26 protein-coding genes are annotated in these 23683 nt (G+C 41.9%); 16 read left to right on the top strand and 10 right to left on the bottom strand.

Features of this window, described 5'->3' with window-relative positions; genetic code table 11:
• The first annotated feature begins 3 nt into the window (after positions 1–3).
• On the top strand, positions 4–681 hold the full coding sequence (locus tag CSV79_RS07355; RefSeq protein ID WP_233201393.1) for an ABC transporter ATP-binding protein: 678 nt from the start codon (positions 4–6) through the stop codon (positions 679–681).
• Positions 682–1036: 355 nt separating this feature from the next.
• Positions 1037–2104 carry a Fe(3+) ABC transporter substrate-binding protein gene (locus CSV79_RS07360; protein WP_099688448.1) on the top strand — a complete coding sequence of 356 codons (1068 nt, stop codon included), beginning with the start codon at positions 1037–1039 and terminating at the stop codon, positions 2102–2104.
• Positions 2105–2153: 49 nt separating this feature from the next.
• On the opposite strand, the gene CSV79_RS07365 is transcribed toward CSV79_RS07360, so the two are convergent.
• Positions 2154–2666 (bottom strand): gamma carbonic anhydrase, encoded by a 513-nt coding sequence (locus tag CSV79_RS07365; protein WP_099688394.1) that lies wholly within the window; start codon positions 2664–2666, stop codon positions 2154–2156.
• Positions 2667–2777: 111 nt separating this feature from the next.
• Here CSV79_RS07365 and CSV79_RS07370 point away from each other — a divergent pair, with 111 nt between their 5' ends.
• From CSV79_RS07370 to CSV79_RS07385, 4 genes are read left to right on the top strand one after another with little or no spacing between them, the layout of a single operon-like run.
• Positions 2778–3572, top strand: a complete 795-nt coding sequence (locus tag CSV79_RS07370) for an alpha/beta fold hydrolase (RefSeq protein WP_099688395.1) — start codon at positions 2778–2780, stop codon at positions 3570–3572.
• 26 nt (positions 3573–3598) lie between these two features.
• A complete protein-coding gene (locus tag CSV79_RS07375; RefSeq protein ID WP_099688396.1) occupies positions 3599–3973 on the top strand; it encodes a fluoride efflux transporter FluC in 375 nt (124 codons plus the stop codon).
• Entirely contained in the window at positions 3970–4311 is a 342-nt protein-coding gene (locus CSV79_RS07380) for a fluoride efflux transporter FluC (RefSeq protein WP_099688397.1), read from the top strand. Before CSV79_RS07375 ends, CSV79_RS07380 begins: the two co-directional genes overlap by 4 nt.
• An 18-nt stretch (positions 4312–4329) precedes the next feature.
• Positions 4330–5058, top strand: coding sequence for a thermonuclease family protein (locus CSV79_RS07385; protein WP_099688398.1), 729 nt, complete (start codon positions 4330–4332; stop codon positions 5056–5058).
• A 46-nt stretch (positions 5059–5104) separates the two neighbouring features.
• Here the strand turns inward: CSV79_RS07385 and CSV79_RS07390 are convergent, their stop codons facing one another.
• Positions 5105–5632, bottom strand: a complete 528-nt coding sequence (locus CSV79_RS07390) for an isoprenylcysteine carboxyl methyltransferase family protein (protein WP_099688399.1) — start codon at positions 5630–5632, stop codon at positions 5105–5107.
• A gap of 1 nt (position 5633) precedes the next feature.
• Positions 5634–6713 carry a type III polyketide synthase gene (locus CSV79_RS07395; RefSeq protein WP_099688400.1) on the bottom strand — a complete coding sequence of 360 codons (1080 nt, stop codon included), beginning with the start codon at positions 6711–6713 and terminating at the stop codon, positions 5634–5636.
• Between the two features lie 236 nt (positions 6714–6949).
• Here CSV79_RS07395 and CSV79_RS07400 point away from each other — a divergent pair, with 236 nt between their 5' ends.
• Entirely contained in the window at positions 6950–7249 is a 300-nt protein-coding gene (locus tag CSV79_RS07400; protein ID WP_099688401.1) for a cupin domain-containing protein, read from the top strand.
• A gap of 48 nt (positions 7250–7297) precedes the next feature.
• On the opposite strand, the gene CSV79_RS07405 is transcribed toward CSV79_RS07400, so the two are convergent.
• The gene (locus tag CSV79_RS07405; protein WP_099688402.1) at positions 7298–7744 is read right to left on the bottom strand and encodes a YaiI/YqxD family protein; all 447 of its coding nucleotides are present in this window, start codon (positions 7742–7744) and stop codon (positions 7298–7300) included.
• Between the two features lie 88 nt (positions 7745–7832).
• On the opposite strand from CSV79_RS07405, the gene CSV79_RS07410 reads away from it, so the two are divergent.
• The 3 genes from CSV79_RS07410 (at position 7833) to CSV79_RS07415 (ending at position 9744) form a co-directional block, all read left to right on the top strand.
• Positions 7833–8069 (top strand): hypothetical protein, encoded by a 237-nt coding sequence (locus CSV79_RS07410; RefSeq protein WP_099688403.1) that lies wholly within the window; start codon positions 7833–7835, stop codon positions 8067–8069.
• A 109-nt stretch (positions 8070–8178) separates the two neighbouring features.
• Positions 8179–8334, top strand: a complete 156-nt coding sequence (locus CSV79_RS16995; protein WP_199171887.1) for a hypothetical protein — start codon at positions 8179–8181, stop codon at positions 8332–8334.
• Between the two features lie 45 nt (positions 8335–8379).
• Positions 8380–9744 (top strand): leucyl aminopeptidase family protein, encoded by a 1365-nt coding sequence (locus CSV79_RS07415; RefSeq protein WP_099688404.1) that lies wholly within the window; start codon positions 8380–8382, stop codon positions 9742–9744.
• Positions 9745–9784: 40 nt separating this feature from the next.
• On the opposite strand, the gene CSV79_RS07420 is transcribed toward CSV79_RS07415, so the two are convergent.
• The 3 genes from CSV79_RS07420 to CSV79_RS07430 are packed head-to-tail and all read right to left on the bottom strand — an operon-like array spanning position 9785 to position 12110.
• Positions 9785–10720, bottom strand: coding sequence for a TRM11 family SAM-dependent methyltransferase (locus CSV79_RS07420; RefSeq protein ID WP_099688405.1), 936 nt, complete (start codon positions 10718–10720; stop codon positions 9785–9787).
• Complete coding sequence (locus CSV79_RS07425; RefSeq protein ID WP_099688406.1) at positions 10720–11172, bottom strand: protoporphyrinogen oxidase; 453 nt, start codon at positions 11170–11172, stop codon at positions 10720–10722. Before CSV79_RS07425 ends, CSV79_RS07420 begins: the two co-directional genes overlap by 1 nt.
• Positions 11173–11177: 5 nt before the next feature.
• A complete protein-coding gene (locus CSV79_RS07430; RefSeq protein ID WP_099688407.1) occupies positions 11178–12110 on the bottom strand; it encodes a cation diffusion facilitator family transporter in 933 nt (310 codons plus the stop codon).
• A gap of 304 nt (positions 12111–12414) precedes the next feature.
• Between CSV79_RS07430 and argH the strand changes: the two genes are divergently transcribed.
• Complete coding sequence (argH, locus tag CSV79_RS07435) at positions 12415–13737, top strand: argininosuccinate lyase (protein WP_099688408.1); 1323 nt, start codon at positions 12415–12417, stop codon at positions 13735–13737.
• Between the two features lie 93 nt (positions 13738–13830).
• Here the strand turns inward: argH and brnQ are convergent, their stop codons facing one another.
• Both brnQ and CSV79_RS07445 read right to left on the bottom strand, forming a co-directional pair.
• A complete protein-coding gene (brnQ, locus tag CSV79_RS07440) occupies positions 13831–15150 on the bottom strand; it encodes a branched-chain amino acid transport system II carrier protein (RefSeq protein ID WP_099688409.1) in 1320 nt (439 codons plus the stop codon).
• Between the two features lie 369 nt (positions 15151–15519).
• A complete protein-coding gene (locus CSV79_RS07445) occupies positions 15520–16299 on the bottom strand; it encodes an enoyl-ACP reductase FabI (protein WP_099688410.1) in 780 nt (259 codons plus the stop codon).
• A 198-nt stretch (positions 16300–16497) separates the two neighbouring features.
• Between CSV79_RS07445 and argC the strand changes: the two genes are divergently transcribed.
• From argC to CSV79_RS07470, 5 genes are all read left to right on the top strand, one after another.
• On the top strand, positions 16498–17532 hold the full coding sequence (argC, locus tag CSV79_RS07450; protein ID WP_199171888.1) for an N-acetyl-gamma-glutamyl-phosphate reductase: 1035 nt from the start codon (positions 16498–16500) through the stop codon (positions 17530–17532).
• A 45-nt stretch (positions 17533–17577) separates the two neighbouring features.
• Positions 17578–18801: a bifunctional glutamate N-acetyltransferase/amino-acid acetyltransferase ArgJ gene (gene argJ / locus CSV79_RS07455; RefSeq protein ID WP_199171889.1), complete on the top strand. Its 1224-nt coding sequence runs from the start codon at positions 17578–17580 to the stop codon at positions 18799–18801.
• Entirely contained in the window at positions 18764–19543 is a 780-nt protein-coding gene (argB, locus tag CSV79_RS07460; RefSeq protein WP_099688413.1) for an acetylglutamate kinase, read from the top strand. The genes argJ and argB overlap by 38 nt, the downstream gene beginning before the upstream one ends.
• Complete coding sequence (locus tag CSV79_RS07465) at positions 19540–20670, top strand: acetylornithine transaminase (RefSeq protein WP_099688414.1); 1131 nt, start codon at positions 19540–19542, stop codon at positions 20668–20670. The genes argB and CSV79_RS07465 overlap by 4 nt, the downstream gene beginning before the upstream one ends.
• A gap of 149 nt (positions 20671–20819) precedes the next feature.
• On the top strand, positions 20820–22361 hold the full coding sequence (locus CSV79_RS07470; protein WP_143560546.1) for an NlpC/P60 family protein: 1542 nt from the start codon (positions 20820–20822) through the stop codon (positions 22359–22361).
• 350 nt (positions 22362–22711) lie between these two features.
• Here CSV79_RS07470 and CSV79_RS07475 read toward each other — a convergent pair whose 3' ends face one another.
• Complete coding sequence (locus tag CSV79_RS07475; RefSeq protein ID WP_099688416.1) at positions 22712–23680, bottom strand: DMT family transporter; 969 nt, start codon at positions 23678–23680, stop codon at positions 22712–22714.
• Between the last annotated feature and the right edge of the window lie 3 nt (positions 23681–23683).

Raw genomic sequence — 23683 nt, forward strand, 5'->3', positions numbered from 1 at the left:
ATTATGTTCGTTCAAATTCAAAATTTATCATTTCACTATTCCAGAAAACAGAATCCCGTCATTGACCATTTCTCGCTTTCAATTGAACAGGGGGAAATTGTTGGTATTGTCGGGGCAAGTGGTAGTGGGAAAAGTACGTTATTACGATTACTCGCGGGACTAGAAGATCCGACGGGAGGTAGTATTGAGTTAGACGGGCGACTGATTGTAGGGGATCGAACGTATATCGAAGCGGAAAAGCGTGGCGTCGGCATGGTGTTTCAAAACTACGCACTATTTCCTCACCTGACAGTGTGTGAAAATATTTGTTTTGGGTTACATAAATTGAAACGCTCAGAAAGAAAAGAACGTCTAGGGGAAATGCTTGAACTAGTCCAACTACAGGAATTCGCCAAACGCTATCCGCATGAACTGAGTGGGGGACAGCAACAACGAGTTGCATTAGCTAGAGCCTTAGCACCAGCACCATCCATTTTATTGATGGATGAACCGTTTAGTAACCTAGACACGAATTTAAAATCGCTAATTCGAATGGAAGTACGTGACATTCTTCAAAAAGCAAATATTACGTGTCTATTTGTCTCACACGATCAAGCCGATGTAGATGCGATTTGTGATCGAACGATTTATATTGATTGTGCAACATACGTTGGAGCAGAAAAAGAAACAGTATCAGTTTAAGAAGGGAAAGAGAGAAATTAGGGAGACGATACCATTACTCTGTTTTCTAGGCGGACGCGTTTCGGGAGGGGCCAAGCTGATGCTCGCCGAAGTCGCCGCTTTCCACTTCGCTTCACTGCTTAATTTATTTTGTCTACAGTTTTAAATGAGTCCAATATATGTTGGGCTTATTTTTTTTGAATTTATTCAGAAAAAAACAAAAAAGTGCTAGCTTTTTTCTTAGATATGTATTATGATTTTCATGTAGATGAAAACGATTCTCATTATCAAATGATTTGTTTGGATGGGAACAAAAGACAAGGGGAGAAATAAGTTGAAGAAAAATTCTTTATTATGGGCATTTGCTCTATTGCTGATGGCAGCAATTTTAGGAGCATGTAGCTCAAGTTCTGACAAAAAGGAACAAACAGAAGAACCTGCAAAAGAAGAGACAACAACAGAAGAGACCGCAAAAGAAGAAGAAAAAACAGGTGGCGAAGTTAATGTCTATACAGCTAGACACTATGACGTAGACGCTATCCTATATGCCGACTTTGAAGAAAAAACGGGCATTAAAGTAAATGTAATCGAAGCAAAAGCACCTGAATTGATCGAGCGCTTGAAGCGTGAAGGACAAAATACACCAGCGGATCTATTTATGACAGTCGACGGTGGGATTTTGAACACAGCGAAAGAAGAGGGACTATTACAACCGGTTGAATCCGCAGAAATTGACGAACGTGTTCCCGCAGACCTTCGCGACACAGACGACCAATGGATTGGTTTATCTACTCGTGCGCGCGTCATCGTTTATTCGAAAGACCGTGTAAAGCCTGAAGAGTTATCTACGTACGAAGATTTAGCGACAGATAAGTGGAAGGGCAAGTTGCTTGTCCGTTCATCTGACAGTCTTTATAACCAATCATTAATGGCATCATTAATCGCACTTGACGGTGAAGAAAAAGCAAAAGAGTGGGCGCAAGGAATTGCGAACAACCTAGCACGTGCACCTGAAGGTGGAGACCGTGATCAAGCACGTGCAATCGTTGCAGGTGTGGGTGACGTTGCAATTATGAACAGTTATTATGTAGGTCGTATGTCAGTATCAGACGAAGCAGAAGATGTAAAAGTATTTGACCAAATCGGCGTATTCTTCCCGAACCAAGAAACAACGGGTACACATATTAATATTAGTGGCGCAGGTTTAGTTAAGCATAGTAAAAACAAAGAAAATGCTGTGAAGTTGATTGAGTACTTAACAACTGTAGAAGCACAAGAACAAATTTCAAAAGAAAACTATGAGTTCCCAGTAAATGCTGAAGCAAAGCTACCAGAAGTAATGGCGAGCTGGGGAACATTCACTCCACAAAAAGTGGACTTTGCAGACTACGGAACATATAATCCGAAAGCTGTAGAATTAATGAATCAAGTAGGATGGAAATAAGTTGAATGCAAAAAAAGCAGCTCTCGGGCTGCTTTTTTATTGTGTACAATCAGTCTTGCAACGCTTTATACAATTGTCCTTTTCGCGCATATTCATTGACGATTCGTGTCATATCGGCACGATCTTCATCCGTCAATTCACGTACCACACGTGCTGGAGAGCCAAGTGCTAATGTGTTCGGAGGAATTTTCTTTCCAGGCGTCACTAAACTGCCCGCACCGATAAAAGCACCTTCTCCAACTTCAGCACCATCTAACACAGTGGCGCCCATTCCGACAAGTGCGCCTTTTTTGATTGTGCAACTATGTAACATCACTTTATGTCCGATCGATACATTGTCTTCTAAAATAAGTGGGAATCGTGGACTTTGATGCAAGCAACAGAAATCTTGAATATTTACTTTTGCTCCAATAATTGTTGGAGAAACATCTCCGCGAATAACTGTATTAAACCAAATGGATGACTCGGGTCCAATCGTCACATCTCCTGAAATTGTGACGTAATCCGCTATATAAACGGAAGGGTCGATCTCTGGCATTTTACCTTCGTATGGATAAATCAATCAAATCTCCTCTTTTCTACTGTAATCATGTATAATTTATCGTATCAAACATTTGGAATTTACGATACATAATAATGTAATTAATAGAATAAGATAGTTAGATAAGGAGTGATGTCCGTGTGGAAATGGGAAGCAGAAGGAAAGGCAAAAGCAGTCGTAGTAATTGTTCACAGTGCATATGAACATCATCGCCGCTATGTATGGTTAGTTCAAAAACTAAGAAATGAAGGATTTCATGTGGTGACTGGGGATTTACCGGGACATGGTATAGAAGGTGTGGAAGTTCACGCAGAAGCATTTAAAGATTATCGTAGATTTATTAAGAAAATGATTCGTACGGGCTTGGAATATGATTTACCTTTGTTTTTATTTGGACATGGTATGGGTGCAACGTTCCTTATGCGTTTACTACAAATGGAACATATTGAATGTGCAGGTGTTATTTGTACATCACCTTGGCTACACTTAGAACATAACCCGCCGATGCGTGCAAAGATGCTGACAAAATGGTCCCCAAATACAACCGTGGACCACGAAATCACAGTAGATCAATTATCACGTGATCCTGAGTTTTTAGAGAAATTTGAGGAAGATCCATTATATGTGCCAGTGGTGTCAGGTAGCTGGTATCGTGAATTGCAGACTCTTATGAAATCAGTTATGCAACCGGATCTAATCATACAAGATGTGCCGTTTTTGCTACATACAGGAGAACTCGATCGTATAACAGATCGTGAATTCGCACGTCGATGGGCATTTGCGCAAAATTTATCAGAGTTGCAATATAAGCTGTGGAAAGAAGCGCGTCATGATGTGTTCCAAGAACCTAATCGTGAAGATATGTTCTTTTACACACAATCGTTTATGAATAATGTTCTTCATTCCCTAGGTTATGTGATTGACTAGCATGAAGAATTTCGGGATGTGAAAAGATGAGAGAACGACTGTACATAGGCATTGCAGGTGGAATCGGAGCCATGGCAAGATTGCTGGTAGGCCAGCTTTTGCTAGTCAGTGGCACATTTCCCATGGCTACGTTTACGGTGAATATGGTCGGAACGTTGTTGCTATGTTTTCTAGTAGAGTGGTCGAGACTCGGTGGTCGTCTTACATCACTCGCTGTGTCTGTTATTACAGTCGGCTTTCTTGGAGCCTTTACGACGTTTTCAGCTGTTAGTTTGGAAACGATTGTGTTGGTTGACGAAGGTTTATTGGGGATTGCAGCTGCCTATGTCGGTAGTAGTTTATTCGGTGGATTGGCGATGGCAGTACTCGGATTTTCATTAGCAAAGAAGGTGGCTAGATGATGTTACACTTCCTAGCAGTTGGCTGTGGAGGGATTCTAGGGGCACTTTTGCGTTATGAATGTTCCACTCGGCTGAATCAACGTTCGTTACCGTACGGGACGCTGCTCGCCAATAGTGTCGGGTGTTTTTTCATCGGCTGGATTGTCGGTATGGAGTTGTCGAACGAGTGGACATTGTTTTGGGCAACGGGTGTGGCGGGCGCTTTGACTACCTATTCTACGTTGATGAAAGAAATATGGACGTATTGGATTGAAGATCGAAAAACGCGCGCGATTCTTTATACTGTGCTGACTTTTGGATTGGGAATAGGCTTGGTGTTTATTGGTTATAGCCTATAGAAATGAGGTTTACGCTCTATGAGTGAAAAGAAGCAAACTAGGCGTAAGAAGTGGACTAGTTCATTTTTAATCGCCGTCTTTATAGCCATTGCAGCTATTTATTTTCCTGAATTATTCGGTGATGAAGATAAACAGCCGAGCCGGCCAGGATTGATTCCTGTCGAATTGGTTAAGACGATTGATGGCGATACGATTAAGATTATGTATGAAGGCAAAGAAGTTAATGTGCGGTATTTATTGATTGATACACCCGAAACGAATCATCCGCGTCTTGGCAAACAACCTTTTGGACAGAAAGCAAAAGTCCGAAATCAAGAACTCATGCAAAAAGGGCAACTGGAGATCGAGTTCGATATTGGGGATAAGTACGATAAATACGGCAGACTATTAGCGTATATATACATAGACGGTAAAAGCGTGCAAGAACAGTTGTTAAAAGAAGGTCTAGCGAGAGTAGCTTACGTGTATCCGCCAAACACTAGACATGTAGATGCGTTCAAGAAAGCGGAAGCAGAAGGCAAAAAGTCTGGTATTGGTATCTGGACACTTGAAGACTACGCGACAGATCGTGGGTTTGATAGTGATAAATATCCAAACGAGTCCGTAAAACAACTAGTCTCTGGTAAAGTAGAGAGTTTTAAAAATTGTACGGAACTCCGTAAGAAATATCCGGAAGGTGTTAAAAAAGGACATCCAGCGTACGCCGAACATATGGATCGCAATCAAGATGGACGAGCTTGTGAATAAAAAACAAAAGGACTTTCTCATCGAGAGAAAGTCCTTTTGTTTGGTATCAAAACACTTCATTATAATTGGTCAGCTCTCGCAATGCACTTTCCTCTGCAGGAATTCGTACGGATAGCATCCATAAATTTAATACTAAAAAGAGGATTGCTGTAAAATAAGCGCTGAATAATAAGGGCAAGACAAGAAGTTCAGTCGTGACAATTACATAATTCGGATGGCGGATCCAGCGATAGGGGCCTTTTTTCTGAACAGTAGCGCCAGGTAAAATCAGAATCTTTGTGTTCCAGAACTTACCGAGCGACGACAGACACCAGACGCGCAATAGTTGCATTAACAGGAAAATTGCTAGTAATAGACCCCAGGCAGGAGACGGTGGTCGATTGAATACGATGACTTCCACTAGTAATGAAACGAAAAATGCGGTATGCATGAGTACCATCCATTTGTAATGAGATGCTCCAACTTCAATTGCTCCCTGACTTCGCATCCATTGCTCGTTGCGCTTGGCGACGGCTAGCTCGACTAACCGTTGTATTACCACGATAATGAAAACAAGCAGAAATAGCTTGCTCATATCACTTCCACTCCAGTAATAGTAATTCACCACAGAAGCCTGGTCCGAGTGCTGCCATTAAACCGAACTCTCCTAGTTTTGGTTGCTGTTCGATGAAGTCTTTTAATACATAGAGTACGGTAGGGGAAGACATATTGCCGTGATGCTGCAACACTCTTTTAGAAGTAGCAGTCTGATCATCTTCCATATGCAATGCTTTTTTATAGGCATCGAGTACTTTCTTGCCTCCAGGATGCGCAACGAAATGCTCTACGCGATCCATGGTTAACTGTTGTTCTTCTACAAACTGATGAACGAATGGCCCAAGCCAGCTTTTGATGACATGTGGAATGCTTTTCGAAAATACGACATGCAAACCATTATTTTTAATATCCCAACCCATCACATCTTCAGAATCAGGCATGAAGCGGGAAGATGTTGCACGGATCGTAGGCATTGGACGGGTACTCTTAATCGTTGATTGTTCACCAGAAATTAATGCACAAGCTACTCCATCTGAAAATAATGAAACGCCGACTAGATTACTTTTCGTTACATCATCGCGCTGGAACGTTAAACTACAAAGCTCTAGAGCAAGCACGAGGACATTGGCTTTAGGGTATGCTTTACAGTAATCAAATGCACGACTCATGCCGGACGCACCGCCCGCACAGCCAAGTCCCCAAATTGGAATACGTTTGATATCATGTCGAAACGGTAATTGATTAATGAGACGTGCATCGATACTAGGCGTTGCTAATCCGCTACTTGATACGAAGACAATCACATCAATCTCGGCAGGATCTACAGCACGCTCGAGTGTCGATACGTTAGTCAAACATTTCTCCACTGCTTGTTTGCCAAGCGTGACAGCTTGTTCGATATAAAGATTGTTTTTCGTTTCAAAGTCATGTGGATGCGCATACCATTCAAGTGGCATACATACTTGACGCGTATCAATTTCGCCATTTAGGAACACTTTCAATAAACGATCAATATCTTTAAATGAATCGGAAAAAAGGGAACGGGCAAAGGTCATCGCCTCATCCTGTTTTAGTTCAACAGGTGGACAGACCGTACTGACAGATTGAATTGTTGGCATAGGCAACCTCCGTTAACTAGTATTAATAAAAGTAGCTTCTTGTAAACTATATGCAAGAGATGATGAAGACTTGTCTAAGTGATGAAACATCTCCACAAAGAGTACGCGATGGGATAGTACTTTATTATTCCCTACAACCTACATTGGAAAACTTTTAATTGAAGCGATTTTTGTTTCGTATAACTAGGATTTCATGATAAGCTGATGGCGAATGAATTACTGGAAGGAGAGTAGATATGAAATTAATTGATACGAAGAATCAGTTGTCGGAGAAGGAAAAGCATATGGCGAAAGTGGCGAATGTGGACAATGCGACGCTGACGAATATTCAGCTACAGGCAGGTCAGGAAATTGCAGAACATGATTCAAAGAACGAGGCGTTTATTATCGTGCGCAAAGGAAAAGTGCGTTTCATGGTAGAAGGGGAGCCTGTCGAAGTGACTCCAGATAATATTCTACATATGGCACCGCTTGAGAAACATAACCTGTATGCGATTGAAGATACGGATTTAGTTTTGGTGCAAGTGAAGCAATGAATATGGTTAAACTAAAAAACGCTAATTCAGCTAGTGAATTAGCGTTTTTTAGTTTGTTGGGAACGTGTTGCACAATTTGCGTAGACTCAAAACAAATCCTTCTGTCTGTTCAGCCGTGCGCTTTTTCGGCCCCCGCAATCGACCTCCAGCACGCCGGATTTTCTGTGCTTTGTGTCTAGCGGCAAGTAATTGGTCGATATTTTCGTTCGTGAACCATCTGCCGTTCTGATCTAGCGGCAAGCCTTGTTTGGCTAATGCCATTGCGGCAAGTCCGTAATCCTGTGTCACGACGATATCGCCTTTTTTAATCTGGTTCACAAGCACAAAATCGACTGCATCTGCACCTTTTGAAACAGTAATTGTTTCAGCACCTTCTCGATACATTTCATGTGCAGTATCACAAATTAACACACACGGTAAACCATATTCTTTTGCGACCGCAATAGTTTCGTTAATTACTGGACAGCCATCCGCATCTACTAAAATAGTCGTCACAACTTCCTCCACCTTTCGCTTCACTCAATACGTTTAGTATAGCAAATATCGGGTAGGATAAGGGGAAACGAGTGATTGAGGTGACGAAATGGCCGATTTAGCAGAAGACGAACGAACGACAGCACAACAACTCGAGCAATACGGACGTGAAATGGATGCGCGTAATGCCGCTATGGAAAATGTTGAAGTTCCACCTGTAACACGCGCCTTAGCAGAACATGAAATTCCACCGCCACTGACAGAAGAAGAAATTAGAGCAAAGGTCGGCGATCAGAATTACGAGAACGCTACAGACGACAACGCACCGACATCAATTAATAGCTAAAAACATGACAAAGGGGCATCTAAAGTGTTCCTTTTTTTGTGTGAAAAAACGAAACATAGCACACTCCCTAAACGTATAGATCGCATACTTACTAATGGAGTGATGCAAGATGAATGAAGGATATTTTGTGGGTTGGGGTACACTAGCTTTGATCAACGCCGTACTGGCACAAGGAAAAAACCGTAGCGGTCTGAACTGGTTCATCCTCTCTATATTTCTTGGACCCATTGCAACCCTCCTCTTAGCGCTGTTGAGTAAAAGATGATAAGCTATTTAGGAAACTGACATAGTGAGAGGGGTTACTAATAAAATGCAAATCCACACAGAAATTCTACTTGCAACTGATAGTCAAGTAACGAAAAATCAGTTAGTGAAACAATTCGTCGAGAACCAACCAGGCGGACATTGTTCACTCGTACTAGGGGATAAACAAGTAGTTATTTTAAAAGATAAGCAGTGGAAATCACTAGATGAAATCCGCAGTATTGCTGGAGAAGTATCACGCAGTGTAGCGGCGCAGAGAGTACAGTCCGCGACAATTCAAGCAGATCAATTAGCAAAGAAGTGGTCTGCTACAGACGAAGCGGTTACTGCATTCGTAGAAGGTTGGCATCTAGGAGCGTATAACTTCGATCGCTACCAATCCAAAAAAGCGAATCCTGTAACGAAACTGATTGTAAAAGGTTCGTGTCAAGCATCAGTGAAAGCAGGAAGAGTGCGCGCGGATGCAATGGCATTTTCTCGTGACTTGATGAATGAATTGTCAGATGTTCTGAATCCTGAGACGTATCCAGAAGTACTGAAAGATCATTTCAAAGGTACAAAAGTGAAAATCAACGTACTTAGCAAGAAGGAAATCGAAGAGCGTGAGATGAATGGCGTGTTGACAGTTTGCCGCGGTAGTAAATATGATCCTTCATTTGTTGAAATGACATTGCAAACAGATGCATCAAAGCCATTGGTCGCGCTTGTCGGGAAAGGCGTAACGTACGACTCAGGTGGTATTAGCTTAAAAGGCGGACGTGACGACAGTGATATGCGTATGGATATGGGCGGCTCGGCTGCTGTAAGCGGTGCGCTATCACTCCTTGCCTATTCGGATGCAAAAGTGAATGTCGTTGCGTTGATTCCAATGGTTGAAAACACGCCAGGACCAGATGCAGTCATGCCAGGTGAAGTTATTCAATATAAAAATGGGATTAGTGTACAAGTCGGTAATACCGATGCTGAAGGTCGTTTGATTTTGGCAGATGGCCTGATTCGTGCAGGGGAACTTGGGGCAAAATATACGGTGGATATTGCAACATTAACAGGTGCAGTCGTCGGAGCGCTTGGTACGGAAATCGGTGGAGTTTTCGGTGATGAGGATCTAGCGTACAAAATGAAGAAAATTGGTGATCAAAACGGTGACTTCGTTTGGCCACTACCTTTAGTGGATGTCTATGAAGAATCCCTAGATAGCGCATATGCAGACTGCAATAATATCAGTTCGATGTCTGTAGCTGGTTCAATCACAGCAGGGCTGTTCTTGCGTAAATTCGCGCCGAAGAACAACTGGTTGCATGTCGATATGGCGGGTGTCATGGATAAGCAGAAACCTAAAGGCTATTACACAAAATCTGCAACGGGCTATGGTGCTCGATTACTTGCAGATTATACAGTCTCACTACATTAAAAAAAGACGAGTGGAAGTTACGCTTCCTACTCGTCTTTCATTATGTACACAATACGACTTCTCTTGAAAACGTACCTTTCCTTGCTAGACAACGATCGATGATATCCCAACCAGCTTCAGTAAGCATGTTATCCATATTCTCGATTGTAAGGATTAAACAACTCTTCGCAAAGCGTCGCGCTTCCTTTAAAATAGCTAGTTGACCTTCCGCTGTGATATGCGTGAATAGATTATACGGCATGTCAATAATGGCAATATCATACTGTTCTTTCACTTCCGCAATTGGCCCAATCTCTACATTACCTTGTAATCCGAAATGAGCGATGTTCTTTCTGGAACCATAGACGACAAGAGGGTTAATATCTCGGCCTTCAATCGGAATACCCATCGACAATGCTTCCACAAGAACTGTACCAATCCCACAACAAGGATCGATGACACGGATACCTTCGGGGTGTGGGACTGCGATATTGACGGCAGCTCTGGCCAAACGAGTACCGAGCGCAGTGGAATACATATGCGGCTTTTGTTGATGTACATGCCAATCCGATGAACTTTCAACTAGTTCTCCTACATACCACTGATCTTCCAATTGCATTATTCCAATCAATAATTCCGGATAATCTAACTCAGGTTCACCTATGATTTGTAATCCGACTTTTCGCTCGATTTCCCGACGTTTTGCATGTCCTATTTTCGCAGTGTTCGCAAGCTCCATATCATTTAAGCAGACAGTCTTGAATGACTTTTCTACTTCTAATACAGCGGCTTGTTGCGCCAACGAATCCAAGCTATCTGTTTGAATCCATACTGCTAAACGCGCCTGCATGAAGGGACTTCGTGACGGATTAACCGTCACTTCACTTTGTATCACATTGTCTTGTACGTCTTTCCCGAAAAAAGAACGCATTTCCATCCGGCATAATTCCTGCTCATCACGATGCCGGATATACGTATAAATAAATTTTGTAGTCATTACTGGCCTGCTCTCATTTCGTTAAGACCGCTAAGTATATTATGAAGAAGTTGTAAAACATCCTGAATTGGCATGGATTCCTCAAAACCTTCAATCGGATCCAGCGGCATATTCACTTCCCAGAAACCTTCGTTATCGGAAAACGAGATGCTACATCCGGTAAGTTTGTGCTGTAGCTTTTCCTCGATAAATCCGCGGATTGCGTCGCCTTCTTTTTTCTTACCTTGTAAACCGAACAACGCCATATATGTTTTGAAAATATCATCTACTTCCAATACTAATGAGTCTACATTGATTTTGTCGAAATCAGGGGAATCTACATAGAAAAATTCGGCTATATTTGATTGTAAATAGGAAATAGGTTGCTGTGAAAATTGCTTATCTGCAGTACGGACGGTTTCTTCCGTTTCCTTTACACATACTTCTAGTGTTTCAATTGTCAATCGGTTCATATCATTCACTCCTCGTTAGTAAGTATACCGGATTGTTTTTCGGGATACCATGGATTTAAATGAATTAATACTTCGTCCACATCTTCATTTTGTGCCATGATTAAATTGCGTAATCTACTTGAAATCATATGACCTTCCTGAATCGTCAAATTGCCCATAACGCCGATGCGAATATCAACTAATACATAGTGACCGTGTTCGCGCGCGCGCAAACGATCGATTCGTTTTACTTCAGGCATCGAGCGGATGGTCTTTTCAAATGTAGCCAATCTTTCATCGCTAACACTTTTCTCCATTAGAATATCGATGCTCTCTTTACCGATTTCCATTGCGATACGGAATACGAGGATAGAGACAATAATTCCTGCAATCGGATCGCCGTAAGCTAGTAGAGGAACGTTAAACACGTCGCCGATGAGGGCAAGCCCGATCCCAACAACCGCCGCAAGAGAGGCATAAACGTCAGCTAAATGATCATATGCCGTCGCGATCAGTCCCTTACTATTTTCTGCCTTGCCAACGCGCATCGTATAGACATACAGTATATATTTCCAAACGAGCGAAACAATTGCAGTAAGTAGTGCAATTTTACTGGCAGTTGCTGGATCTTCAAATAAAGCCATTACTGCTTCGAATGCGATATAAATAGAAGCTAACCCTAAAATAATGGCTACGATGCTAGAACCAATGACTTCCGCTTTTCCATGACCATATGGGTGATCTTCGTCAGCGGGTCGTTTAGAAATTTGCATAGAAGTTAATGCAGCGGCAGAAGCAACGACATCACCCGCGTTGTGGAAACCGTCCGCCAGTAAAACAGGGCTTTTAAAAAGAAAGCCTACGACTAGTTTTAATACAGTTAATACGATGTTACTCAGTAAACTAATCCATATCGCCAAGACAGAATTTTTAGCGTGTCCTTGAGTGTTAGTTGTCATAAAAGCTTCCCTCCCCTAATAGTGTTTCCTTTAAGCAACAAAAAAACCTCGCCTACTGCAGGCAAGGTTTGGAAATTTTTTAATGGTTTTGTTGGGACAAAATTTCTCATTGTCATCACTCATTCATTAGTAGTTCAACTATTATCCCATGAAACGGTTCATGATGCAACTATCGCGGAATTCAAAGTAGTAAATTGATTGTATATGTGTCAAAATATAAGAACGGAGTCATTGTACTTACGAATGACGCTATTCGTTATGCATATTCATGTATAAAAATTCAATTTGAGAGGTTTGATGAATAATGAAACTTTGGGGCGGGCGTTTTAGCAGTAAAGCAGATGAAATTATGGAGAAGTTCAACAGTTCCCTTCCTGTGGATTATCGTCTATTTCGCGAAGATATCGCAGGCAGTATTGCACATGTTACGATGCAAGTGCACTGCGATTTATTGACGCCAAAAGAAGGCGAGTTACTCGTCAATGGCTTGCAGTCCATTTTGGCAGATATCGAATCGGGCGAATTAAAAATTGAAGGCAATTACGAGGATATCCATTCATTTGTTGAAATGAATTTGACAGAACGCGTAGGGGAAACTGGGAAGAAGCTACATACTGCGCGTAGCCGAAACGACCAAGTGGCGGTCGATATGAGGCAGTATGCGAGAAATCAGACGTCTGTCGTAATGGACGCCTTGCAAACACTTATCGATTCACTCGAAACGAAAGGTAAAGCAAACAACGTCATTATGCCAGGCTATACACATTTGCAACGTGCGCAAGTCGTTACATTTGGTCACCATTTAGGAGCCTACGCCCAAATGTTCAAGCGGGATAAAAAGCGTGTACAACATGCAGCGGAAATCCTCAATGAAAATCCATTAGGTTGTGGCGCGCTGGCTGGTACGACACATGCGATCGATCGCCATGTCACAACGGCATTGCTTGGTTTTGATAAGCCGGTCGATAACTTCCTTGACGGTGTCAGTGATCGTGATTACTTAGTGGAACTGATGTCCGATTTCTCATTAATTATGATGCATATGAGCCGTCTCAGTGAAGAACTTATTTTATGGAGTAGCCAAGAATTCCGTTTCATTACAATCTCTGATGCGTATTCCACAGGCAGTAGCATTATGCCGCAAAAGAAAAATCCAGATGCAGCGGAACTGATCAGAGGAAAAACGGGACGCGTCTATGGTTCGCTCTTTGCATTATTAACCACACTAAAAGGATTACCACTTACGTACAATAAAGACATGCAAGAAGACAAAGAACAATTCTTCGATGCGCTAGACACCGTCCTCGACTGCCTAGAAATCATGTCTAAAATGATCGATACACTTACGGTTAATGCCGATCAAATGAAAGCAGCTATTAAAGGCGGTTTCCTAAACGCAACAGAAGTGGCGGATTATCTTGTCGCAAAAGGTACACCATTCCGTGATGCACATGAAATAGTCGGCAAAATCATCATCTATTGTGAAAAAGAAAACAAAGCAATTGAGGACTTAACAGTTGGGGAGCTGCAAAACTTTAGCGACCATATTGAAGATGATATTTACGAATACATCGATTATGAAGCTATCATCACTAAAGGTAATAAAGGGTTGATGAAAGCGGAATAACGTCAGATATTACTTATTATTCATCGGGATAGTATATATGAAAAAAGCCTGCAAAATTTTTGCAGGCTTTTTCATATATACTATTGCAAATCCTTACTGTATTCGTGGCTTACCTTGCGCAAACGCTACGATAAATCCAATCAAACCAAACACAACAGCTGGTGTAATCCAACCCACGCCTTGCTCGAAAAGCGGTAAAAACTCCAATACCTTTGTAATCGGACCTAGCTGCACGTCGAATGCCTTCAACATATCGAAAAATCCTACGATACCTGCAGCGGTCAAGCCGTATATATAGACCTCATGATAGCCTCTAAACAACCGATCGAATAACCTAAATGAAATCAACACTATGGCGAGCGGATATACACCGATTAACACAGGAATCATCACGTTTAGTAATTTCGTTAAGCCGATATTCGAAATAATAGTTGTAAAGCCACAAATGATAAAGACAAACTTTTTATAAGAAATAATCGGTGCAATTTTAGAAAGATATGTCGCACTAGCGGAAGTCAATCCAATCGCAGTCGTCAAACAAGCGAGTGTTACAGCCAAACCGAGTAAATACAGGCCGCTATTACCCATCAATGCATACGCAAGCTTTGCTAAAATATCACCGCCGTTGTCTGCATTTGCCGCTACAATACGACTTGTTGTCCCTAAGTATGCAAGACCCGCATAAACCAAACTCAAGCCGATAACTGCAATCGAGCCTGCTTTCATTGTAATGGTAGTAATCTCTTTACGGTCGGTAATACCTTTCAACTTTACAGCATTGATAACGATAATCGCAAACACAAGAGCCGCAATCGCATCCATCGTGCCATAGCCCTCAATGAACCCTTTGACGAAAGTATCTTCTGTAAATGGCTCCAATGCAGGCCCTGCTTGACCTACGGGATTGACAATACCAATGATGATGAAAAACGTCACAATTATTAGCAACACTGGTGTTAAAATACTACCGAAACGATCAACAATTTTATTTGGTTTCAATGATAACCAGACAGTCACACAAAAAAAGAGGACTGAAAATACTGCGAGTGCGAGTGTTTCATGAGCGTTCGGAACAAAGGGGGATACGGCGATTTCATACGCTACTGTGGCAGTTCGTGGAATTCCGAAAAATGGACCGATTGCTAAGTAGACGATCAATGGGAAAATCATCGCAAATAAAGGAGAGGCTTTGCCAGCCAAATCATTTAATTGTACGCCACTCATCGTAACTGCAATGACACCAAGGTAAGGTAATCCGACACCGGTGATTAAAAATCCGGCAAGTGTGATCCATGTCTCGACTCCAGCCTGTTGACCTAGCACTGGGGGGAAAATCATATTGCCAGCACCAAAAAACAGGGCAAACATAGTCAGCCCTAATTTCAGCGTGTCGAATTTGGTAAATCTATTCATGTAAAAAGCCTCCTGGGGTACTCTGAGAAGTGTATATATTTTGATAACTTATAGGATACATAAGTTGCTAGAATTATGGTGCCGTAACACTATACGATATGTAATAATGTTCTGTCAAGTATACAGAAGTGAATTGTCTGAAATTGGTAACTTTTGAGAAGGAATGGTAATACAAATCCCAATATACAATGAGTAATCGTTACTGTACACACTTCAGCACTTAAGGGTGGCTACCGCGTGCTGAGGAGAAAATAGAAAGCTGCCCTATTCTAAACTTCAGAAACCACTTACAAGTCTGGGAAAGTCACAACAAAAAGACTGCCACAAAAAGTCGTGATGTACGACCTTCTGTACAGTCCAGTGGAGGAATTACCCCATAATATGATAACCAGCATCGACATAAATAACTTCGCCTGTCACACCGCTTGATAAGTTACTAAGCATCGCCACAGTCATATCAGATACTTCGTCAGGTGTAACATTACGCTTTAGTGGTGCCCGCTCTTCAATTTGACTAAGGATGGTATTAAAGGAAGGAACACCTTTTGCAGACAGTGTACGAACTGCTCCCGCTGAGATTGCGTTGACACGAATATTCCGCTGACCAAGTTCAGATGCCAAGTAACGTACAGACGCTTCAAGAGCTGCTTTTGCCACACCCATCACATTATAACCTTCAAGAACACGTTCCGCTCCTAAATAACTCATAGTAATAATCGCACCGCCCTCAGTCATATAATGACGGGCTTCACGTGCCGTAGCGACCAATGAATACGAACTAGAATCTTGAGCGAATGCATAGCCTTCACGAGTTGTTTCAACGAACGGATTATGCAAATCTTGTTGGTGTGCGAATGCAATAGAGTGAACTACACCGTGAATCACACCGACTTGTTCGCTAATAGCTTTGAAAGCTTGTTCGATGCTTTCGTCACTATTGACATCACATTGTACGATTTGTGTCGCAGTGAATTCATTCTTAGCCAATGCTTTTTCTAATTTATCGCGCGAACGATCTTTACGGTACGTGAAAATAACATTTGCACCTACTGAAAATAATGCTTTTGCAACGCCCCAACCAATACTGCGTTCATTCGCCACACCCATAATGACGATATTTTTTCCTGATAATTTCAATAAATCTACCATAATAGCCTCCTGAATTTTCATTAGATACTTTATCTTTTAATGCTCTCCATAATAGTAACATATTGTACGAATGAACATGTATTTTTTCTATGTAGTAAGTTATCGCTAATTAAATTAACTGTTAATAAATAAAAATACAGTTGACTTTATAATTATACATACGTATACTTATCACTAATGAATAATGAGGTGATGACGTTGAAGGTAGGAATCATAGGAGCGTCCGGGTATGGTGGCCTCGAGTTGATTCGTTTGCTGCATAACCACCCGGAAATTGAACAGATTGATTTATTCACTTCCTCTGAAGTGGGGACTATATTTTCTGAGAAATATCCGCATCTCGTGAATATTCACGATCAGCCGATGCATGAAATAGCACAAGATCACATTAGTAAACTCGACACAGTGTTTTTCAGTACTCCAGCAGGCGTAACAACTTCGTTGCTTCCGCCGCTAGTAGGTGCGGGTCCCAAATTGATTGATCTAGCAGGAGATTTTAGATTAAAAGATCCTTCTTTATATGAGCAATGGTATCAGAAAGACGCACCAGCTAAGGAATTTCTAGAGAAAAGTGTCTACGGACTACCGGAGTGGAATAAACAACAAATCCAAGAAGCGGAATTCATCGCGAATCCCGGATGTTATCCAACAGCGGTTTTACTATCGTTGCTCCCATTACTAAAAAATAAATTAATCGATGGTAGTCAACTAGTCATTGATGCGAAAAGCGGCATATCGGGGGCTGGGAATAAACCGAGCCAAGCTACGCATTTCAGTGAAACGAATGAGAACTTCTCCATTTATAAAATACATCAACATCAACATATACCGGAAATTGAGCAGGCGATGAATATGTTTGCTGATCAACCCGAACCTATTACGTTTACGACACATCTCGTGCCTATGACGAGAGGAATTATGGCAACGAGTTATGCGAAAGTGAATGGACAAGTAACGGAACAACAACTTGTCGATTGCCTGAAAGAAACGTATAAAGATCATCCGTTCGTTAGAGTGTCAACCGATATCCAAAGAATGGGTACGAAACAAGTATACGGCTCCAATTATTGCGATATACATGTCAAAGTGGATCCAAGAACGAATCGAGCAACGATCGTTTCGGTTATTGACAATGTCGTAAAAGGAGCAGCAGGACAAGCGATACAAAACATGAATATTCAATACGGTCTAGATGAAACGACTGGTATTGCAAATATTCCGTTATTCATCTAAGCTACTAAGAGAACAGAATGTACGAGAATTGAGGGGAGCACTATTATGGAAACCATCGAAAGCATGAAGCGCATCTCGCGTAAAAATATTATCTCACCAAAAGGGTTTAAAGCAGTCGGCATCCATTGCGGTCTAAAACATAAGAAAAACGATCTGGCTTTATTAGTCAGCGAAGTGCCGGCAAGTGTTGCGGGTGTCTTCACAACGAATGCGATCCAGGCAGCTCCGCTTAGTGTCACGAAACAAGTGGTCTATGAAACGAAGAAAATGCAAGCTATCGTTATTAACTCGGGTAATGCCAATGCATGTACAGGCAAGCAAGGAATGGTAGATGCGTTAACGATGCAGAAAAAAACGGCCGAACATTTAGGGATTGATCAAAACCTAGTAGGAATCGCTTCTACAGGTGTGATTGGCGAACCGATGAAAATGGAGCCATTGTTGTCAGGTATTGAGAAACTAAAGCCAATGGATACATTAGAAGGTTCCATTCAATTCTCACAAGCTATTTTAACGACAGATACAGTGACAAAAAATACAGCTTATGCAACGATCGTTGATGAGCGTGAAGTGGTCATTGCAGGTGTCGCAAAAGGTTCAGGTATGATCGAGCCGAATATGGCGACAATGCTAGGTTTTATCACAACAGATGCGAACATCGAATCTGAGCATTTGCAACAAGCACTAAAAGGAATTACAGACGTCACATTTAACTCCATTACAGTAGATGGTGATACATCTACAAACGATATGGTGCTCGTAATGGCAAACGGACTGGCGGGAAACAACACGCTAACACCTGATCATCCCGATTGGCAGTCATTCGTCAATGCTCTGCATGCGGTTGCACGTGACTTGGCGAAAATGATTGCAAAAGACGGCGAAGGTGCAACAAAGTTAATCGAAACAAAAGTGACAGGTGCAGTTTCCGATGAAGAAGCACGTAAAATTGCTAAATCTGTTGTTGGCTCACCTCTTGTCAAGACAGCCGTATTTGGTTGTGACGCAAACTGGGGGCGTATTATTGCGGCAGTAGGGTATAGTGGCGCGACGATCGATCCAGAAGCAATCAAAATTTATATTGGGGATACGCTTGTAGTAGAAGCGGGGGAACCTATTCCGTTTTCAGAAGAAAAATTACTTATTTATTTAAAGCAACATGAAGTGAAGTTTTTAGTAGAACTAAACCAGGGAACTGGGCAAGGAACGGCATGGGGGTGCGATCTAACGTATGACTACGTCCAAATCAATGCAACCTACCGTACGTAAACGGCAGGTTATCAAACTCGGTGGTAGTATGCTCGATGAGTTAAGTGAGTCTTTTTTCAATCGTGTGAAAGAATTACAGCAACAAGGCATACAATTAATAATCGTCCATGGCGGCGGACCGAATATCAATCAGGAATTAGCAGACCGTGGCATTACGTCTTCTGTAGTGAATGGCTTTCGTGTAACGTCTGGGGAAGCGATTGGTGTCGTACAGTCGATTTTAATTGGCCAAGTCAATCCGGCACTTGTTCACCGATTCAATCGTGAAAGTGTGAAAGCAATCGGATTAAGTGGCTTTGACGCAAATTTATTCACTTGCGATGTACTAGACTTCGAAACGTATGGTTATGTAGGTGAAATCAAGCAAGTGCAAACGGACATTCTCGACACATTGCTAGATGCAGGTGTGATTCCGATTATCTCTTGTATCGGCGCAACAGCTACAGGTGAGCCTTTGAACGTCAATGCGGATACAGTAGCTAGTCAGATTGCGTTAGCTGTAAAAGCGGAAAGTTTGCTTCTCGTGACTGACACACCGGGAATTAAAATAGATGATGAACCACAAGCGCAAGTTGTAACGTCAGATATTCATCACTGGATTGAGACAGAAGATATTTACGGTGGAATGATTCCAAAAGTGCAAGCAGCTATCGATTGTTTAGAAGCGGGAATTCCTTCTGTACAGATTGTCGGTCAGCAACTTACTGGAACGGTCATTACCAATGAGGGGGCAATCGCGTGACATTTTTGTTTAATAACTATGCAAGACGTGCGGTGCATCTAGTTAAAGGACAAGGCACTATTGTGACAGACGATAAAGGAAAAGACTATTTGGACTTTACGAGCGGCATCGCAGTCGTTAGTTTAGGCCATGCGCATCCTGCGATCGTCAAAGCATTACAAGAACAGAGTGAAAAACTATGGCATATTTCGAATTTATTCGAAAGTCCCGAGCAAGAAAAGTTAGCGGAATCATTAATGAAAGATACGGATCTGTCTTATGCATTATTTTGTAATAGCGGAGCGGAAGCGAATGAAGCAGCCATCAAGCTAGCGAGAAAGCATACAGGTAAGCATCATATTTTGACGTTCAAGCAATCTTTCCATGGCCGGACATTTGGCGCAATGGCTGCAACAGGACAGGATAAGATTCAACAAGGTTTCGGTCCAATGCTCCAGAGCTTTGAAGCTTTACCGTATAACGACATCGAAGCGCTAAAAAACGCAGCGAATGAAAATGTGGCAGCGATTATGTTAGAAGTCATCCAAGCAGAAGGTGGCGTTAATTCGATAGAGCCTGCGTTCGCACAAGCAGTGATGGATGCTTGTCAGCAACACGGAATTTTACTAATTATCGACGAAGTTCAAACGGGTATCGGTCGAACAGGTACTCGCTATGCATATGAGCAGACAGCATTAAAACCGGATATCGTATCCTTAGCTAAAGGTCTTGGCGGTGGCTTCCCAATCGGGGCGTTGCTTGCTGGTAAAGAATTATTCGATACATTTGGACCTGGCTCACATGGTACAACATTTGGTGGGAATCCGCTCGCAATCGCTGTGGCACAAGCGGTCATTAACCATGTGTTTGAGTCTGCGTTTTTACAAGACGTACAGGAAAAATCAACTTACTTCAAAGCGCAACTACAAGCGGCTTTACCAGCTGATAAGTATTCAATCCGTGGCAACGGTCTCTTGATCGGTATTCATTCGAATGAAGTAATCGGCCCGTTCATTCAGCAAGCGGAACAGCAAGGCTTGTTGCTAGTACCAGCTGGAACAAACGTCATTCGTTTATTGCCACCGCTGACGGTTTCAACAGATGAAATTGATCAGGCAGTCGCAATATTAAAAAACATCTTATTGTAAAATACACTTGAATTAAAGTAGACTGTGAGCTGCCATTCAACAAAGTAGAATTCTCCTATTGCAGGAGGATTCTTTTTTGTTCTATACAATAAATATCGTTGCAGGTATAGTTAATAAAATAAATCTAATAGAATGGAAGTGTACTAGGTTTGAGGAAATTATACGGTTTGTTATTAACCTTTTTATTAGTTGTGTCAGCATGGCCAATGACCTCGTTTGCTGCTGTATTCCAAGATGTGAGTGATCGGCATCATTCAGCCGCTGAAATACGTTACTTAGTTGACGCGGGAATTATTATAGAAAAGCCAAATGAAAAGTTCCGTATTAATGAACCGATTACCCGTCTAGAAGCGTCTGCCATGATCCAGCGTGCATTGAAACTACCAATGGATAACAGACCCCCTGTTAAACTAGCGGACGTTCAATCATCACACCCACAGTATCCATTGATCGCAACAATGGTGGACGAAGGAATTTTTATGGGCAATGTCGATAAAGAATTTTTACCGAACGGTCATTTGAAACGTGGACAGATGGCGGCGGTCTTAGTTCGCGCATTCGATTTAACAGGAGCATCGACTTATCGATTCCGTGATGTTCCTACTTCCTATTGGGCGTTAAAGGACATCCAAACTTTAGCCGTTCGCTTTATCACTACAGGCTATTTAGACAATACGTATAAACCAAATAATTCGTTAACACGAGGACATTTCTCTGTATTTCTTGCACGGATTCTAGATCCGAACTTTAGAGAAACTCCAGCATGCTATACCGGCGATAACGAAGCACGCCAAGTCGTTAACGTACCTGTCACAACATTATGGAAACAACCTGGTGCACAGCGTACTGTAGACGCATTCGCTACTGCAAAAACACCGGATATTACGAAATGGGTAGCAGCGATGAGTATAAAAGAAAAACAATGGCTTGTCGGCAAACTTGAAACCCAAGCACTGTATGGACAAACAGTAAAAGTCTTGCAGACGAAAGGCGAGTGGGCACAAGTAGCCGTCGTTGATCAAAGCTCACCTAAGCATAAAGATGGCTATCCAGGTTGGTTGCCGAAAAATCATTTAACGATTACCTATCCAAATTATAAAACGTGCGATACGGCGATGGTTACAATGAGAACAGCAGATTTAACAAATGATAGCGTTGGAAAGAATGTGTTCCGTAGGATTAGCTTCAATACAACACTACCTATTGTTGGAGAAAAGCAAGATCGGTTCGCTGTGCAAACACCAGCAGATGGTGTGAAATATATTGAGAAAAGTGCTGTGAAGCGTGTCGATGCCAAAAAGGGTATTGCGAAACCGACTGCGAATCAACTTCTGGACACTGCGAAAATCTTCGATGGATTACCGTATCTATGGGCTGGTACTTCAGGCTTCGGTCTAGATTGCTCAGGTTTCACGTATTCCGTGTATCGTCAACACGGTATAAACATACCTCGTGATTCTTCAGTTCAGGCGGTTACGGGAACGAAGGTGTTGAAAAAAGACCTACAACCAGGCGATTTACTATTCTTCGCCTACAACAAAGGAAAAGGGAATGTGCATCATGTTGGAATGTATATAGGCAAAGGCCAAATGATTCACGCGCCAAATCCAAAGCGCACAGTTGAGATCATCTCCATGACAACAGAACCTTACAACACAGAGTATTCAGGGGCTAGAAGATATCTTAAATAATAAAGACATAGAATTTATGTTTGTTCCGGGATTTAAAGCAAAGAGTTGCTTCTAACACCTTGCTTTTATTTGCAATACCCGTCCTTCGCAACAACTTTCGCATCAGAGACGATCACTTTCCTGATGTCCCAATTGAATAGCGTAGGAGAATACGTTTCCGTATCTCCATTTCTTGTTCTTTACGCTTTACAGAATGTGTCACTGAAACGGTCGAAGGCATCCGACAATTAGCCAATGACGCCGTTAGACTTACAGATCAAGAAGCTACACTCAACCAAATCGTTCATCGGTTTAAATTTTAATAGTATAAAAAACAGATGCCGCAATTCGCGACAACTGTTTTTTTGTACTTATGCTGGTTGAATCGATTGTTTCTTATACTGTCGCGCTTCGTCCTTACGCTTCTGTTGTACGCGTAAGAATAAGTTATTGCCGACAAGTGAAGCGATGATAAATACTGTTCCAAGATAATCGAATATTGTTAACTGATACCCTTGTACAAATGAAATAACTAACGTCGTCACTGGTACGAAATTAATAAATAGTAAACCGTTGAGTGGAGATAAAATACGGACACCGACGTTCCACCCGAGTAATGCAATAATTCCAGGGAAAATAATCATAAACAGCATATGCGGAGTGACCGTCTGCAAAACTGCAGTTGTCGGTACAGAAATATAACCTGTCAATGTTACGATAGAAACCACAACACACGCGGTAATCGTCCCAAGTAAACAACTTAACGTGGAATAGCGAAGTGCGGACCACTCACTGAAATGATTGCCGCCCATCGTATAAATCACCCAGCCTACTACCGCTAAAAAGATGAATAGCGATGGAATGATATCGTCTGTGGCGGTCAAAAACGAACGTAAATCGCCTTTTGTAATGACAAGCATGACACCGATAAATGCTGTGAATACAAACGTCAATGTAATTCCATGAGGTTTATGTCTATTCATCACCCAGACAATAACAATTGAAATCATTGGCATCATCGCTTCTGAAATGGAAGCGACCATCACTCCGGGTTCCCCCATCAAATCTTGCCCCCAGAAGATGAATAGATTATAGACAACAAATGCCATCGTCCCGAAAAACCACAAAGACAACCCTCTCTTTTCTAGACGAAATGCTTGTTTACCTTCTTTCCACCATAACAACACAACTAGTACAATCGTTACAGAAACATAGCGAATCAATGTAAAATAAAAAGGATCAATTGCGTTAAACGCGCTATTGGCAACAGGGAACATCGCACCCCATGACGCACTTGCGATGAAGCATAGGAACGCTCCCCAAATAATTTTGTTTTTCATTAG

Origin of the sequence: Sporosarcina sp. P13, assembly GCF_002743055.1 — a bacterium.
Taxonomy (GTDB): domain Bacteria; phylum Bacillota; class Bacilli; order Bacillales_A; family Planococcaceae; genus Sporosarcina.

Excerpts from the sequence above, each read along its gene's own strand:
- CSV79_RS07355 (WP_233201393.1), top strand. The coding sequence starts at position 4 with ATGTTCGTTCAAATTCAAAATTTATCATTTCACTATTCCAGAAAACAG.
- CSV79_RS07360 (WP_099688448.1), top strand. The coding sequence starts at position 1,037 with ATGGCAGCAATTTTAGGAGCATGTAGCTCAAGTTCTGACAAAAAGGAA.
- CSV79_RS07370 (WP_099688395.1), top strand. The coding sequence starts at position 2,778 with ATGTCCGTGTGGAAATGGGAAGCAGAAGGAAAGGCAAAAGCAGTCGTA.
- CSV79_RS07375 (WP_099688396.1), top strand. The coding sequence starts at position 3,599 with ATGAGAGAACGACTGTACATAGGCATTGCAGGTGGAATCGGAGCCATG.
- CSV79_RS07380 (WP_099688397.1), top strand. The coding sequence starts at position 3,970 with ATGATGTTACACTTCCTAGCAGTTGGCTGTGGAGGGATTCTAGGGGCA.
- CSV79_RS07385 (WP_099688398.1), top strand. The coding sequence starts at position 4,330 with ATGAGTGAAAAGAAGCAAACTAGGCGTAAGAAGTGGACTAGTTCATTT.
- CSV79_RS07390 (WP_099688399.1), bottom strand. The coding sequence starts at position 5,632 with ATGAGCAAGCTATTTCTGCTTGTTTTCATTATCGTGGTAATACAACGG.
- CSV79_RS07395 (WP_099688400.1), bottom strand. The coding sequence starts at position 6,713 with ATGCCAACAATTCAATCTGTCAGTACGGTCTGTCCACCTGTTGAACTA.
- CSV79_RS07400 (WP_099688401.1), top strand. The coding sequence starts at position 6,950 with ATGAAATTAATTGATACGAAGAATCAGTTGTCGGAGAAGGAAAAGCAT.
- CSV79_RS07410 (WP_099688403.1), top strand. The coding sequence starts at position 7,833 with ATGGCCGATTTAGCAGAAGACGAACGAACGACAGCACAACAACTCGAG.
- CSV79_RS16995 (WP_199171887.1), top strand. The coding sequence starts at position 8,179 with ATGAATGAAGGATATTTTGTGGGTTGGGGTACACTAGCTTTGATCAAC.
- CSV79_RS07415 (WP_099688404.1), top strand. The coding sequence starts at position 8,380 with ATGCAAATCCACACAGAAATTCTACTTGCAACTGATAGTCAAGTAACG.
- CSV79_RS07420 (WP_099688405.1), bottom strand. The coding sequence starts at position 10,720 with ATGACTACAAAATTTATTTATACGTATATCCGGCATCGTGATGAGCAG.
- CSV79_RS07425 (WP_099688406.1), bottom strand. The coding sequence starts at position 11,172 with ATGAACCGATTGACAATTGAAACACTAGAAGTATGTGTAAAGGAAACG.
- CSV79_RS07430 (WP_099688407.1), bottom strand. The coding sequence starts at position 12,110 with ATGACAACTAACACTCAAGGACACGCTAAAAATTCTGTCTTGGCGATA.
- argH (WP_099688408.1), top strand. The coding sequence starts at position 12,415 with ATGAAACTTTGGGGCGGGCGTTTTAGCAGTAAAGCAGATGAAATTATG.
- brnQ (WP_099688409.1), bottom strand. The coding sequence starts at position 15,150 with ATGAATAGATTTACCAAATTCGACACGCTGAAATTAGGGCTGACTATG.
- CSV79_RS07445 (WP_099688410.1), bottom strand. The coding sequence starts at position 16,299 with ATGGTAGATTTATTGAAATTATCAGGAAAAAATATCGTCATTATGGGT.
- argJ (WP_199171889.1), top strand. The coding sequence starts at position 17,578 with ATGGAAACCATCGAAAGCATGAAGCGCATCTCGCGTAAAAATATTATC.
- argB (WP_099688413.1), top strand. The coding sequence starts at position 18,764 with ATGACTACGTCCAAATCAATGCAACCTACCGTACGTAAACGGCAGGTT.
- CSV79_RS07475 (WP_099688416.1), bottom strand. The coding sequence starts at position 23,680 with ATGAAAAACAAAATTATTTGGGGAGCGTTCCTATGCTTCATCGCAAGT.